The sequence below is a fragment of the Nonomuraea sp. CA-143628 genome (genome assembly GCF_050942315.1).
Classification (GTDB): domain Bacteria; phylum Actinomycetota; class Actinomycetes; order Streptosporangiales; family Streptosporangiaceae; genus Nonomuraea.
In genome coordinates, this window is record NZ_CP192072.1 from 10743833 (window position 1) to 10757884 (window position 14052).

Here is a 14052-nt window from a genome sequence, read left to right on the forward strand (position 1 = left end):
ATTTCAGGATATTTCGCGCTATTTCGCGCGCAGCACGTCGCCGAGCTTGACCCTGGCCCCGGTCCGCAGCACCGCCCGCTCGTACACCTTCGCGCCGAAGGACAGCACCCCCGCCACGGCGAGCAGCATCAGCACCGTGGACAGCCCGATCTCCCAGAGCGGCACGTCGGCGGCGGCCATCCGCACCGGCATGACCATCGAGGAGAACGGCGGGATGAGCGAGGCGACCCTGGCCAGCGTCCCGGTGGGGTCGGTGGTCGCGTAGAAGGCCCCGAAATAGGTCACCATGATGAGCATGGTCAGGGGCGACATCACGTTGCTCACCTCCTCCTGCCGGGAGACCAGCGAGCTCAGCGCGGCCGCGAGCGTGGCGAAGAAGGCGTAACCGAGCACGAACCAGAGCAGCACTCCCGCCACGATCCCCGGCAGGCCGGGCGGGAAGTCCACAGCGATGCCCGAGACGAGCGAGGCCGACACGCCGACCACCAGGATCGTGACGAGGTTGATCAGGCCGAGCGCGCCCAGGCCGATGATCTTGCCGGCGAGCAGCTGCCACGGCCGAACCGAGGTGAGCAGGATCTCCACGATCCGGCTGCCCTTCTCCTCCACCACTCCCATGGCGACCATCATGACCTGTCCGATGATCAGCATGAAGAGCACGAGGACGAGCACCACGGCGATCCCGGTCCTGGCGGCCTGGTAGCGGGTGTCGGCGCCCACGGACACCATCTGGAGCGGTGGGATCGACACGCCCGCGGCGCCCAGCTTGAGCTCCCGGTTGGTGCTCTGCATCAGCACGCCCAGCTCTGTCTCGATCTCGCCGTCGGTCAGCACCTTGGCGTTGTTCACCAGGGCCGCGTCCACGTCGCCGTCGAGCACCGCCTTCTTGGCCGCCGCCTCGTCGGGGAACGCGCGCCACTCGAAGTCCGCCTCCGGCAGGGCCGCCTTGAGCGGCAGCTGCTGGGAGTTCACGGTGGCGATCTTGTACGAATCAGGGCGGTCCAGAACCTTCGGCGCGAAGGCCACCGCGCCCACCAGCACGGCGGTGATGAGCAGTCCGATGACGAAGGCCTTCGTCCGGATATGGGTGGTGATCTCGCGCCTCGCCACCAGCATCACGCTGTTCACGCCACGGCCTCCTTGAAGATCTCGGTCAGGGTCGGCTGCTCGGCACCGAAGTGCTCGACCTGCCCGGCCTTCATGGCGCGACGCAGGATCTCCTGGCCATCCCCGTCGGTGGTGAGCAGCACGTGCCGGTCGCCGGTGACGGTGACGGTGCCGGGCAGGCCGTCGGCCCACCCGGGCGCCGGGTCGCGCACCACGACGCGGAGCGTACTGCTCTCCGCCGCCCGCAGATCGCCGACCGTACCGCTGGCCACCATCCGGCCCGCCGACACGATGCCGACCGAGTCGCACAGCCGCTCCACCAGCTCCAGCTGATGGCTGGAGAAGATGACCGGTACGCCCCCGCGACACCGCTCCTGCAACACCGTGGCCAGCGCGTCCACCGCGATCGGGTCGAGCCCGGAGAACGGCTCGTCGAGCACCAGCACCTCGGGATCGTGCACCAGCGCCACCGCGAGCTGCACGCGCTGCTGGTTGCCCAGCGACAGCGCCTCGACCGCGTCACCCCGGCGCTCGGTCAGGCCCAGCCGCTCCAGCAGGTCGCCGGCCGCCGTCCTGGCCGCCGCGGCGTCCATGCCGTGCAACCGGCCGAAGTACTCGACCTGCTCGGCGACCCGCATCTTCTGGTACAGCCCCCGCTCCTCGGGCATGTAGCCGAACCGCCGCCGGTCGTTGTACCCCAGCGGCCGGCCCTGCCAGCCGACCGAGCCTTCGTCGGGCTGCAGCACACCCATGACGATCCGCATGGTGGTCGTCTTGCCGGCGCCGTTCGCGCCGACGAACCCGAACATCTCGCCCGCCCGTACGGCGAAGCTGATCCCGTCGAGAGCCACCTTGCCCTCCGGCGCGTCCGGCCCACCGGCGAAGCGCTTACGCAGCTCGCTGATCTCGAGCATCAGATCCTCTCCTTCGTCATGCAAGCAATCGTCGCGGGTGGCGACGCACGCTGGTAGTCGTGGAAATCACCGACGCCATATGCGCCCCGCGTCCGTTCCGGGTGACTTTTGTCATTACGCTGACCTCATGACGCGTGCCGACAAGGACAAGCCGGTCGTCCTCTCCCGGATCTACACCCGCACCGGAGACGACGGCACGACCACGCTCAGCGACATGAGTCGCACCGTGAAGACCGACCTCCGCCTGGCGGCCTACGCGGACGTGGAGGAGGCCAACGCCCATCTGGGCCTGGCCATGTCGCACGGCACGCTGCCGATGGAGCTGACGGCGGTGCTGATCCGCGTCCAGAACGAGCTCTTCGACGTGGGCGCCGACCTGGCGACACCGGTCACGGACAATCCGGAGTTCCCGCCGCTGAGGGTCGAGCAGTCCTACATCGACTGGCTGGAGGCGCGGTGCGATGAGTTCAACGAGCAGCTCAAGCCGCTGCGCAGCTTCATCCTCCCCGGCGGCGACCCGTCGATAGCCGGGCTGCACGTGGCACGGGTCACGGTCCGGCGCGCGGAGCGTACGACGTGGGCGGCGCTGGAAGCGCACGAGGACATGAACCCGCTGACGGCCAGATACCTCAACCGCCTGTCAGACCTGCTGTTCATCCTGTGCCGGGTCGCCCACGCGGGCAACGAGATCCTCTGGAAGCCGGGCGGCACCCGCTAACGCCCTTTAGGGATCTCCAACCACCACGGACCGACATCTCCCGCTCCCCGGAGGGGGTCTGCCACCACGGACCGGCCCCTTCTGCTCCCCCGGAGGGGGTATCCCTCCTAAGGACCTCAGCCCCCACGGGACCGCCTTCTTTCCCTCCCCCGGAGGGGTATCCCTCCCAAAGGACCCCAACCACCACAGACCGTCACATGTCCCGAAACGGTCGCGTAACGGACCCCATGGGAGCCTAAGCGACGTCCAGATAAGCGCTAGGCGGTGCGGACTCAAGCCAGGCGAGAAACCCGGTCAGCGCGTCCGCACTCATCGCCAGCGAGATGTCCCGCGTGGTGCCAGAGCAGTCCACCGCGAAGAACCCGCTGTCCAGCTCCCGCCGCGAGGAAACGACGAGGCCCCGCCTCGCGATAGCGTGGCGGGGCCTGAGTCGCAGACCTATGAGCGGGATCCAATGGAGCTCCCCGTCGGCGTAGCGGGCTACCCCGCGCTGCCAGCCGTGGTCTCCCACGCGCAGGCGGCAGGGCACACTCCCCCGGGAGCGCGCCACCAGGAGCCCGCGCAACACCACCAGGACGGCGACCAGCAGCACACAGATGAGAACCGTCGCTACCAAGCCGCCCCCTTGCATCAAACCCGCATCAACAAACTAGACCTCAAGGACCTAGACCTCTTCGCCGGCCGCACGCAGCCGGGCCTTGGCACGCTTGGCCTCGACGGCCGCGTCGGCGTCCGCCTGGTCGGCCTCGATCGAGGCCTGCGCCCGTTCGAGAGCGTCACGGGCCGCCGCGATGTCGACCTCCGAGCCGAGCTCGGCGACCTCGGCGAGCACGGACACCTCGTCGTCGGCCACGGAGATGAATCCGCCGTGGACCGCCGCGACCAGGTCGCCCTTGCCCTCCCGCTTCACGCGCAGCACGCCGCCCTCGACGAGGACGCCGAGCACAGGTGCGTGTTGCGGCATAATACCGATCTCGCCGTCCACGGTCTTGGCAATCACCATGTCGGCCTCGCCCGACCAGATCTCACGCTCGGGCGAGACAACGCCTACTCGTAGCTTCGCCACGTAGGCTCCTTTCCGGACAGGAGTGGGGGTACGGCTCGCGCCGTACCCCCACCACGGGCGATCAGCGCTCGAGTTCCTTGGCCTTGGCGATGGCCTGGTCGATGCCGCCCACCATGAAGAACGCCTGCTCGGGCAGGTGGTCGTACTCGCCCGCGCACAGGCCCTTGAAGGAGCGGATGGTCTCCTCCAGCGGCACGTTCTCGCCGGGCTGGCCGGTGAACGCCTCGGCGGCGTACATCGGGTGCGACAGGAACCGCTCGATACGGCGGGCCCGCTGGACGGTGACCTTGTCCTCTTCCGACAGTTCGTCGATACCGAGGATGGCGATGATGTCCTGGAGCTCGCGGTACTTCTGCAGGATCCGCTTGGTCTCCTGGGCCACCGCGTAGTGCTCCTCGCCCACGATCTGCGGGTCGAGGATGCGGGAGTTGGAGTCGAGCGGGTCCACCGCGGGGTAGATGCCCTTCTCCGAGATCGGCCGGGAGAGCACGGTCTGCGCGTCGAGGTGAGCGAACGCGTTGTGCGGCGCCGGGTCGGTGATGTCGTCGGCGGGCACGTAGATCGCCTGCATGGAGGTGATCGAGTGACCACGCGTCGAGGTGATGCGCTCCTGGAGCACACCCATCTCGTCGGCCAGCGTGGGCTGGTAACCCACGGCCGACGGCATACGGCCGAGGAGCGTGGACACTTCGGAGCCGGCCTGCGTGAAGCGGAAGATGTTGTCGATGAAGAGCAGCACGTCCTGCTTCTGCACGTCGCGGAAGTATTCCGCCATCGTCAGCGCCGACAGGGCGACCCGCAGACGGGTGCCCGGCGGCTCGTCCATCTGACCGAAGACGAGCGCGGTGTCCTTGAGGACGTCCGCCTCCTCCATCTCCAGCCAGAGGTCGTTGCCCTCACGGGTGCGCTCGCCGACGCCGGCGAACACCGAGGTGCCACCGAAGTTGCGGGCGACCCGGCGGATCATCTCCTGGATGAGGACGGTCTTGCCCACACCCGCGCCGCCGAACAGGCCGATCTTGCCACCCTGTACGTACGGCGTGAGCAGGTCGATGACCTTGATGCCCGTGACGAGCAGCTCGGTGCGCGACTCGAGCTGGTCGAACGGCGGCGACGGCCGGTGGATGCCCCACTTCTCGTCGACCTTGAGCGTGGCGGTGGGCACGTCCAGCGACTCGCCGAGCGTGTTCCACACGTGGCCCTTGACGACGTCGCCGACGGGCACCGAGATCGGCGCGCCGGAGTCGGTGACGGCCGCACCGCGGACCACGCCGTCGGTGGGCTGCATCGAGATGGCCCGGACGAGGTTGTCACCGAGGTGCTGGGCGACCTCGAGGGTCAGCACCTTGGTCTCCTCACCGATGGTGGCCTCGAGGTTCAGCGCATTGTAGATGTCGGGCATCGCCTCGACGGGGAACTCCACGTCGACGACGGGCCCTGTGACCCGAGCCACGCGGCCGACACCGGCCGCGGGGGTCTCAACGGTCTCAACAGCCTCTGCAGTCATTTCACTCTTTCCCCGCTGCGGCGTCAGCCAGCGCGTTGGCGCCACCGACGATCTCGCTGATTTCCTGGGTGATCTCCGCCTGACGAGCCTGGTTCATCTGCATGGTGAACACGCGGATCAGCTCGTTGGCGTTGTCCGTGGCGGACTTCATCGCGCGGCGACGCGCGGCCTCCTCTGAAGCCGCCGATTCCAGCAGCGCCGTGAAGATGCGGGACTCCACGTAACGCGGCAGCAGCGACTCGAGTACGTCGGCCGCGGTGGGCTCGAACTCGAAGTAGGGCGGGATCGCGTCGCTCTCGCTCGCCTCGGTCTCCTCGACCTCCAGCGGCAGGATGCGCTTGACCACGACGTTCTGCGTGAGCATCGAGACGAACTCGGTCGAGACGATGTGGATCTCGTCGATCCCGTTCTCGTCCTTGAACGACTCGATCAGCAGCTCGGCGATCTCCTTGGCGTCGCTGTAGGCGGGCTTCCTGGAGAAGCCGACCCACTGCCCGCCCATCGTCCGGTTACGGAAGGAGTGCCAGGTGACACCCTTACGGCCGGTGACGAACGGAATGACCTCAAGGCCGCGGGTCTTCAGCAGTCCGCGCAGGGCCTCGGCCTCGCGCAGGACGTTGGCGTTGAAGCCGCCGCAGAACCCGCTGTCGCTGGTGACGACGAGCACGCCCGCCTTGGTGGGATTGTCCTTCGCCACGGTCAGCGGATGATCGACGCTCGCCGCGTTGCTGACGACGCCGGTGACGGCGCGAGTGATCTCACGCTCGTACGGCAGCGCCGCCTGCATCCGCAGCTGCGCCTTCACGATCCGCGAAGAGGCGATGAGCTCCTGAGCGCGGGTGATCTTGGCGGTCGACTTGACCGACTTGATCCGCCGCCGCAGCAGCCTTAGCTGGGCACCCATGGGCTACTTCTTCTCCGCCGAGCGGACGACCTTGCGAATCTTCTCCTGGCCGACCTCGCCCTCTTCGAGCGGGGCGACCGGCTCGTCCTTGACCAGGAGCTCGCCGGAGAAGGTGGTGAAGGACTTCTTGAACTCCGTGATGGCGTCCTTGAGGACGGTCACCGTGTCGTCCAGCAGATCGTTGGTCTCACGGATGCTGTCGAAGACACCCTTGTGCTTGCTCTGCAGGTAGTCCAGGAACTCCGACTCGAAGCGGCGGATGTCCTCGACCGGCACCTCGTCGAGCTCACCGGTGGTGCCGGCCCAGACCGACACGACCTCGCGCTCGACCGAGAACGGCGAGTATTGCGCCTGCTTGAGCAGCTCGGTCAGGCGCTGACCGCGCTCCAGCTGAGCCTTGGACGCCGCGTCGAGGTCGGACGCGAAGGCCGCGAAGGCCTCCAGGTCGCGATACTGCGACAGCGACAGACGCAGCGTGCCCGCGACCTTCCGCATCGCCTTGATCTGCGCCGAGCCACCGACTCGCGAGACCGAGATACCGACGTTGATGGCGGGGCGGATACCGGCGTTGAAGTAGTCGGTCTCCAGGAAGCACTGCCCGTCGGTGATGGAGATGACGTTGGTCGGGATGAACGCCGAGACGTCGTTGCCCTTCGTCTCGATGATCGGCAGACCGGTCATCGAGCCCGCGCCCATGTCGTTGGAGAGCTTGGCGCAGCGCTCCAGCAGGCGGGAGTGGAGGTAGAAGACGTCGCCCGGGAAGGCCTCACGGCCCGGCGGACGGCGCAGCAGCAGCGAGACCGCGCGGTAGGCGTCGGCCTGCTTGGTCAGGTCGTCGAAGACGATGAGAACGTGCTTGCCCTGGTACATCCAGTGCTGCCCGATGGCGGAACCGGTGTAGGGCGAAATGTACTTGTAGCCCGCGGGGTCGGACGCCGGAGCGGCGACGATCGTGGTGTACTCGAGCGCGCCCGCCTCCTCAAGGCGAGCCCGCACCTGGGCGATCGTCGAGCCCTTCTGGCCGACCGCGACGTAGACGCAGCGCACCTGCTTGTCCGGGTCACCGGACGCCCAGTTGTCGCGCTGGTTGATGATGGTGTCCACGGCGATCGCGGTCTTGCCGGTGCCACGGTCACCGATGATCAGCTGACGCTGGCCACGGCCGATCGGCGTCATGGCGTCGATCGCCTTGATGCCGGTCTGCAGCGGCTGCTTCACCGGCTGCCGCTGGACGACCGACGGGGCCTGGAGTTCGAGGGCGCGCAGGCCCTCGGACTCGATGGCGCCCTTGCCGTCGAGCGGGTTGCCGAGGGGGTCGACCACGCGGCCGAGGAAGCCATCGCCGACGGGCACGGACAGGACCTCGCCCGTCCGGCGGACCGTCTGGCCCTCCTCGATGCTGCTGAAGTCGCCCAGGACCACGACACCGATCTCGCGGGTGTCGAGGTTGAGTGCCAGGCCGCGCGTGCCGTCCTCGAACTCGAGCAGCTCGTTCGCCATCGCCGAGGGAAGGCCGGAGACATGGGCGATGCCGTCGCCACAGTCGACGACGGTCCCGATCTCCTCGCGCGCGGCGCCTTCCGGTTCGTACGCCTGGACGAAGCGCTCAAGCGCGTCCCGGATCTCGTCCGGCCGGATCGTAAGCTCCGCCATCTCTTCTCTGTCTCCTCTATCGCCCTAGCCGGCCAACCGGCGGCGGACTTCTTCGATTCGTCCCACAATGGTGGTGTCGATGATCTCGTCGCCGATGCGGACCGAGAAACCACCGAGCACTCGGGGATCCACTTCGACGTTGACGTGCACGTCGCGACCGTAAGAGGTGCGCAGCCACGCCGTGAGGCGCTGCTTCTGCTCCCCGGTCAGCTCGACCGCGGTGCGCACCGTCGCGACGAGGCGCTGGCGCTGCTGCGCCACCAGCCGGCTGAACTCCTCCAGGCCTGCCTCCAGGCTACGCCCACGAGGATGCACGACCACTTGCGTGATCAGACGCAGGCTGGTGGCGGCGACACGGCCACCGAGCAGGTCCTGCAGCAGCTGCCGCTTGCCCTCCTCGGGAGCGGCCGCGTCGGTGAGGGCCAGGCGGAGCTCGGGGTTGGCGGCGACGATCCGGCCGAAGCGGAAGAGCTCGTCCTCCACATCGTCCAGCTTGCCCTGCGCCTCGGCCTCCGCGGCCGCGGCGACGACGCCGAGCCGTTCGAGCACGTCGGCCAGGTCGCCGGCGCGCGACCACTTGACCTCGACCGCGGCCTCGGCCGTGGCGAGCGCGGCCGCGGTGACCTTGCCATCGAGCAGATTCCGGATGACCTGCGCCTTCTGAGCGCCGGGCCTGGCCGGGTCCGACAGGGCCCGGCGCAGTCCGTGCTCACGGTCCAGCAGGTCCGCGATCGCGTTGAGGTCCTCGGCCAGCTGGCCCAGGTCCGCCGAGCCCGCCACAGCGTTGAACCGCTCCTCGACCACGGCGAGCGAGTCCTTGCTGAGGCCCCTCATCTGGTCGCTCACCGCACCGCCTGCGCGTCCGAGCGCTCAAGCTCGTCGAGGAAGCGGTCGATGACGCGGCTCTGCCGGGCCTCGTCCTCCAGGGACTCACCGACGATGCGGCCGGCCAGGTCGGTCGACAGCCGGCCGATCTCGGTACGGAGCTGGGCGAAGGCCGCCTGCCGGTCGGCCTCGATCTGGGCGTGCGCCGCCTCGACGAGACGGCGGGCCTCGGCCTGCGCCTCCTCGCGGAGCTCCGCCCGGATCTCCGCGGCCTGCTCGCGAGCCTCCTCACGGAGACGAGCCGCTTCCTGCCTGGCCTCGGCCAGCTGTTCGCGGTACTGCTTCTGCAGGTTCAGGGCCTCGGCCTGAGCGTCTTCCGCTCGCTTTATGCCGCCTTCGATAGCTTCGGTCCGCTCGGCCAGCGTCTTCTGGATGCGGGGGACGAGCAGCTTACCGACTACGAAGAGGACAACGAAGAACGAGAAGATACCGACGACGAGCTCGAATGTGTGCGGGATGAGAGGGTTGGAGCCCTCCTCCGCGGCGAGGATCGTAGCTGCCATAGTCATGGATGCAGCCTTTCGTCAGGGATTCTTCTGGTCGTCAGATGTTCTGGAAGATGAACGGCGCGACCAGACCGAGCAGGGCGAGGGCCTCGGTGAGGACGAAGCCGAGGAGCATGTTCTGGCGGATCAGGCCGTAGGCCTCGGGCTGACGCGCGATGGCCTGCACGCCCTGACCGAAGATGATGCCGACGCCGATGCCGGGGCCGATGGCGGCGAGACCGTAACCGATGGCGGTGACGTTGCCGGAGACCTCAGCGAGAACGCTCATTGCTGTATTCCTTTACTGGACGGCCGGTGAAGCGGTGTCTCCACCGGTCATGGATATTCCGGTATGGATGGTTCTCAGTGCTCGGGGTGAAGTGCGTTGCCGATGTACATCGAGGCCAGCATGGCGAACAGGAACGCCTGCAGGAACTGGATGAAGATCTCGAAGCCGGTGAAGATGATGGTCATCACCACGCCGATGACGCCGACGGGGGCGCCCAGCGGGGTCAGCTTCTCGAACAGGAACCAGAAGCCCACCATGCTGAAGAACGCGAGGAGCATGTGGCCGGCGAACATGTTCGCGAACAGTCGGACCGCGTGCGTGAACGGCGCGATGATCAGGTTCGACAGGAACTCGATCGGCGACAGCAGGATGTAGATCGGCTTGGGCAGTCCCGGCGGGAACATCATGTTCTTGAAGTAGCCGATCGCCCCCTGGTGCTTGATGCCCAGGTAGACCTTCAGCACGTAGATCGAGATCGCGAGCACGGCCGGGAAGGCGATGTGCGAGGCCACGGGGAACTGGAGCAGCGGGACGACGCCCATGATGTTCCACACGAAGACCAGGAAGAACAGCGTCAGCAGCAGGCCCATCCACCGGTCGGCGTCCTTGCCCAGGAAGGGCCGGGCGACCTGGTCGCGGACGAACATGTAGCCGTATTCGGCAGCATTCTGGACGCCCCGTGGCACGACCTTCGGGTTGGCGAAGGCCGCCCAGCAGAAGCCGATCACGATGATCGAGCTGAGGAGCGCGAGAAGAACCGGCTTGGTGAACCAGTCCACCCCGGGAATGATGGGGGCGAAAGTGAACAGTTCATCAGGCGACGGCGCCTTGAACTGATCGTCGGCGAGGACCGTCAGCGCACTCACGCGGCGTTCCCTTCAACGTCGTAGCGGATCACAAGGGTTTCCTCAGCGAAGTGGTCGCGCCGTGCGGCTAGCGACCGTACTTGCGGTAGACCAGGTACACGGACAGCACGATCCCCAGGACGACGCCTATAGGGAAGAACGCGGACGTGTCGAGCCAACGGTCCAGCAACCAGCCGCCGCCGCCGTAGATCGCCATCCCGGCGAGCAGGTAGCTGGGGATCGACCATGCGGCGTTGGCGAAGTCCTGACCGTCGTCTTCCGGTCGGCGTTCCTGTTCGCTCATCGCGGGGCCGACGATAGCAGGCAAGTAGAGGACTAGTCATATCGGACCCCATCCCTTTACCAGCCTCATGGGCCACCGTTCCCCGGGACCTTGGCTTCGGGGTCGACATAAAGCATTTTTGTCTTCATGAACGCCCGGACCTCGAAGGCCGTCCAGACGAGCGTGCACACCACGACGGACCAGGCGAAAGCCCTGGTGTTCCAGGCCGTGGTGTCGCGGAAGGTCGCCAGCATCGCCATGATGGCGATGACTTTGATGAGATAGCTCACCATCGCGACGATGGCCATGATTTGCGGGGACACTCGGGCCGCGTAGGAGACGGCCACCACGCTGATACTGAAGAAGACGCCGACGAGCGCCGCGCCGATGGCCGCGCCCAGCGCTCCCTTCGCTCCCGACAGGAGCAGGGCCACGACCACGGCGACCACCCCAACCGCGAGGGTCGGGATCGCGGCACTCTTGAGTACGCGCACGTCGTTGGCCTGCATCGGTGCTCCAGTAAGCATGTTATCAAGCGAGCGTTTGCTACCCCCAAAGCCGGTGCATTGGGGGCCCCTGCTCGTGAAAGATATCACAAGCTCACTGAAGACCGCTTTTACCTGCCGTTTCTAGTTCGCGATCATGAACGGCCTGGAACGGCAGGAATGACCGGTTTCGCCGCGGCGTTCGCGCGCTCCTGCGACGGGCCGGGCGGCGGGCCGACGGGAGGCGGGGCCTGCCGCCTGACCTCGGCTTCCGGCAGGATCGGCGGCATCGGGCCGGTGGGCGGGCCGTCGTCGTCGGACCTGCCGCGGGAGTGGAGGCCGCCCCTGCCCCGCCAGCGCGGCGCGGCCATCAGGACCAGCACGCCGAGCGCGAGCAGGATGACCACCGGGAACAGCAGGACGGGCACGCCGATCGTGGACAGCGCGACGATGCCGAACGCGAACAGGAACGTCCACGCGTACATGATCAGCACGGTGCGGCGGTGGGAGTGGCCGATGTCGAGCAGGCGATGGTGCAGGTGACCGCGGTCGGGCGCGAACGGCGACATGCCGTGCGAAGTGCGCCGCACGACGGCGGTGACCAGGTCGATGAGCGGGAGCACCAGCACCGCGGCGGGCACGAGCAGCGGCAGCAGCACCGGCACCTTGTTCATGCCCTCGATGATCGACGGGTCGACCGGCGTGACGGTGACGATCGAGGAGGCGAGGACCAGCCCGATGAGCATCGCGCCGGTGTCGCCCATGAAGATCTTCGCGGGGTGGAAGTTGTGCGGCAGGAATCCCAGGCAGCAGCCGATGAGGATGGCGGCGATGGCCGCCGTGGTGGCGATGCGGTCACCGCTGATGCTCTGTTTGAGGAAGATCGAGTAGGCCCAGGTGGCCATGCCCGCGATGCAGACGATGCCCGCCGCCAGGCCGTCGAGCCCGTCGACGAAGTTGACCGCGTTGATCGCCACCACCACGACCATGATCGTGATGACGGTGCTCAGCGTGTAGTCGAGGCTGGTGGAGCCGCCCCAGTCCTTGGGCAGCGGGATGTAGGTGAGCCGCAGGCCGAACCAGACGAGCACGCCGGCGGCCGCGATCTGGCCGGCCAGCTTGATGAAGGCGTCCATGCCCCACCAGTCGTCGAGGAACCCCGTCAACGTGATGAGACCGCCCGAGATGATCAACGCCATCACCGGCTTGCCCTCGGCCTCGCTCAGCACCTTGCCGGTGTTGGTCAGCTCGCTGGCCACCAGCAGCCCGACGACCAGCCCGCCGTACATGGCCAGACCGCCCAGTCTCGGCGTCGGCGTGGTGTGCACGTCGCGTTCGCGGACCTCGGGCATGGCGCCGATGCGGATGGCGAAACGGCGCACCAGGGGGACGAGCAGATACGTCACCGCTGCCGCAATGAGCGCCATGAACAGGTATTCGCGCACGGACCTAGTTTCCTGGATGCTCCGACCGGCTGTGACCGGAAATCGACACACACCAGCTTAATTTTGGCTCTTAATATTGGCTGTCATATGGCTGGAAGGTCGCCGCCAGGGCCGCAACCCGGCCCCTGACCTCGGCCGCAGTGCCCGGATGGCGCACGGCCTGCACGAGCAGGGCCCCCACTTCCTTCAACTCCTGGGGCCCCATCCCCTGAGTGGTGAGACACGGCGTGCCGACACGTATCCCGGAGGTCACGGCCGGAGACTCCGGATCGTACGGGATCACGTTCCGGTTGAGCGTGATCCCCGCCGCGGCGCACCGCCGCTCGGCCTCGGCGCCCGACACGCCCAGTTCGCGCAGGTCGATGAGCATCAGATGCGTCTCCGTACCGCCTGACACGGGCCGCATCCCCTCGGCCGCCAGGGAGTCGCACAGGGCCTGGGCGTTGGCGACCACCTGCTTGGCGTACTCGCCGAACTCGGGCCGCAGCGCCTCACCGAACGCCACCGCCTTGGCCGCCACGGCGTGCATGAGGGGACCGCTCTGGATAAACGGGTACACCGCCCGGTCGATCCGCGCGGCGAGCTCCGCCGTACAGAGGATGCCGCCCCCGCGCGGTCCGCGCAGCGCCTTGTGCGTGGTGTAGGTGACCACGTCCGCGTACGGCACGGCGGACGGGATGGCGCCGCCGGCCATCAGCCCGATCGGATGCGCCACGTCGGCGAGCAGCCAGGCGCCCACCTCGTCCGCGATGCCACGGAAGACGGCGAAGTCGATCAGCCGGGCGTAGGAGGTGGCGCCACAGACGATCACCTTCGGCTGGTGCCGCAGCGCGAGGTCCCGCACTTCGTCGTAGTCGATGAGTTCGGTGTCCCGTCGCACCCCGTATGACACGACGTCGAACCATCTTCCCGAGAAGTTCACCTTCGAGCCATGGGTGAGATGCCCACCGTGCAGCAGATCCATGGCCAGCATGGTGTCGCCGGGCTGCAGCAGGGCCGCATACGCCGCGAGATTGGCGGAGGCCCCCGAGTGGGGCTGCACGTTGGCGTGGTCGGCCCCGAACAGCCTCAACGCCCGCTCGATCGCCAGCCGCTCCGCCCGGTCGACGACCTCGCAACCGCCGTAGTAACGACGGCCCGGGTAGCCTTCGGCGTACTTGTTGGTGAGGGTGGATCCGAGGGCGGCGAGGACCGCCGGGGAAGCGAGATTCTCACTCGCGATCAGCTGCAGACCGCCGCGGACCCGTTCCAGCTCGTCGAGCAGCACCTGAGCCAGCTCGGGGTCCTGCCGCTGGAGCCGTCCGAAGTCGGGACCGTAGTAGGGCACTACACCCATTCTCCCACTGTACGGCCTTTTGTCCGTTTTTCCCATGCCCCACAGCGGGTCCGGCAGCCAGGCAGCCGGCCAATGCGGCGCCCAACGTGCACCCCCGAAGGAGATAACCGTTCCTGGACAGCGAACGTGA

At 67.5% G+C, this 14052-nt stretch carries 16 protein-coding genes; 1 reads left to right on the forward strand and 15 read right to left on the reverse strand.

Annotated features, from left to right (window positions below; all coding sequences use genetic code 11):
• Nucleotides 1–18 precede the first annotated feature (18 nt).
• Nucleotides 19–1128 carry an ABC transporter permease gene (locus tag ACQP2T_RS48715; RefSeq protein ID WP_433511614.1) on the reverse strand — a complete coding sequence of 370 codons (1110 nt, stop codon included), beginning with the start codon at nt 1126–1128 and terminating at the stop codon, nt 19–21.
• Nucleotides 1125–2021, reverse strand: coding sequence for an ABC transporter ATP-binding protein (locus tag ACQP2T_RS48720; protein ID WP_433511615.1), 897 nt, complete (start codon nt 2019–2021; stop codon nt 1125–1127). The genes ACQP2T_RS48715 and ACQP2T_RS48720 overlap by 4 nt, the downstream gene beginning before the upstream one ends.
• Nucleotides 2022–2148: 127 nt before the next feature.
• On the opposite strand from ACQP2T_RS48720, the gene ACQP2T_RS48725 reads away from it, so the two are divergent.
• Entirely contained in the window at nt 2149–2739 is a 591-nt protein-coding gene (locus ACQP2T_RS48725; RefSeq protein WP_433511616.1) for a cob(I)yrinic acid a,c-diamide adenosyltransferase, read from the forward strand.
• A 235-nt stretch (nt 2740–2974) separates the two neighbouring features.
• Here the strand turns inward: ACQP2T_RS48725 and ACQP2T_RS48730 are convergent, their stop codons facing one another.
• The 13 genes from ACQP2T_RS48730 to glyA form a co-directional block, all read right to left on the reverse strand.
• A complete protein-coding gene (locus ACQP2T_RS48730; protein WP_357942676.1) occupies nt 2975–3355 on the reverse strand; it encodes a DUF2550 domain-containing protein in 381 nt (126 codons plus the stop codon).
• Between the two features lie 48 nt (nt 3356–3403).
• Nucleotides 3404–3805 carry a F0F1 ATP synthase subunit epsilon gene (locus ACQP2T_RS48735; RefSeq protein WP_225290371.1) on the reverse strand — a complete coding sequence of 134 codons (402 nt, stop codon included), beginning with the start codon at nt 3803–3805 and terminating at the stop codon, nt 3404–3406.
• Between the two features lie 61 nt (nt 3806–3866).
• Entirely contained in the window at nt 3867–5312 is a 1446-nt protein-coding gene (atpD, locus tag ACQP2T_RS48740) for a F0F1 ATP synthase subunit beta (protein WP_433511617.1), read from the reverse strand.
• Nucleotide 5313: 1 nt separating this feature from the next.
• The gene (locus tag ACQP2T_RS48745; protein WP_433511618.1) at nt 5314–6216 is read right to left on the reverse strand and encodes a F0F1 ATP synthase subunit gamma; all 903 of its coding nucleotides are present in this window, start codon (nt 6214–6216) and stop codon (nt 5314–5316) included.
• Between the two features lie 3 nt (nt 6217–6219).
• Entirely contained in the window at nt 6220–7869 is a 1650-nt protein-coding gene (gene atpA / locus ACQP2T_RS48750) for a F0F1 ATP synthase subunit alpha (RefSeq protein ID WP_358427038.1), read from the reverse strand.
• A 24-nt stretch (nt 7870–7893) separates the two neighbouring features.
• Nucleotides 7894–8715 (reverse strand): F0F1 ATP synthase subunit delta, encoded by an 822-nt coding sequence (locus ACQP2T_RS48755; RefSeq protein WP_433511619.1) that lies wholly within the window; start codon nt 8713–8715, stop codon nt 7894–7896.
• On the reverse strand, nt 8712–9263 hold the full coding sequence (locus ACQP2T_RS48760; protein ID WP_433511620.1) for a F0F1 ATP synthase subunit B: 552 nt from the start codon (nt 9261–9263) through the stop codon (nt 8712–8714). The genes ACQP2T_RS48755 and ACQP2T_RS48760 overlap by 4 nt, the downstream gene beginning before the upstream one ends.
• 34 nt (nt 9264–9297) lie before the next feature.
• Nucleotides 9298–9528 carry an ATP synthase F0 subunit C gene (gene atpE, locus ACQP2T_RS48765; protein ID WP_225290366.1) on the reverse strand — a complete coding sequence of 77 codons (231 nt, stop codon included), beginning with the start codon at nt 9526–9528 and terminating at the stop codon, nt 9298–9300.
• Nucleotides 9529–9602: 74 nt separating this feature from the next.
• Nucleotides 9603–10394: a F0F1 ATP synthase subunit A gene (gene atpB, locus ACQP2T_RS48770; protein ID WP_433511621.1), complete on the reverse strand. Its 792-nt coding sequence runs from the start codon at nt 10392–10394 to the stop codon at nt 9603–9605.
• Nucleotides 10395–10461: 67 nt separating this feature from the next.
• A complete protein-coding gene (locus ACQP2T_RS48775) occupies nt 10462–10677 on the reverse strand; it encodes an AtpZ/AtpI family protein (RefSeq protein ID WP_214641702.1) in 216 nt (71 codons plus the stop codon).
• A 65-nt stretch (nt 10678–10742) separates the two neighbouring features.
• Nucleotides 10743–11165, reverse strand: a complete 423-nt coding sequence (locus ACQP2T_RS48780; protein ID WP_433511622.1) for a hypothetical protein — start codon at nt 11163–11165, stop codon at nt 10743–10745.
• A gap of 131 nt (nt 11166–11296) precedes the next feature.
• Nucleotides 11297–12586 carry a glycosyltransferase family 4 protein gene (locus ACQP2T_RS48785; RefSeq protein ID WP_433511623.1) on the reverse strand — a complete coding sequence of 430 codons (1290 nt, stop codon included), beginning with the start codon at nt 12584–12586 and terminating at the stop codon, nt 11297–11299.
• Nucleotides 12587–12656: 70 nt separating this feature from the next.
• The gene (glyA, locus tag ACQP2T_RS48790) at nt 12657–13922 is read right to left on the reverse strand and encodes a serine hydroxymethyltransferase (protein WP_433511624.1); all 1266 of its coding nucleotides are present in this window, start codon (nt 13920–13922) and stop codon (nt 12657–12659) included.
• Between the last annotated feature and the right edge of the window lie 130 nt (nt 13923–14052).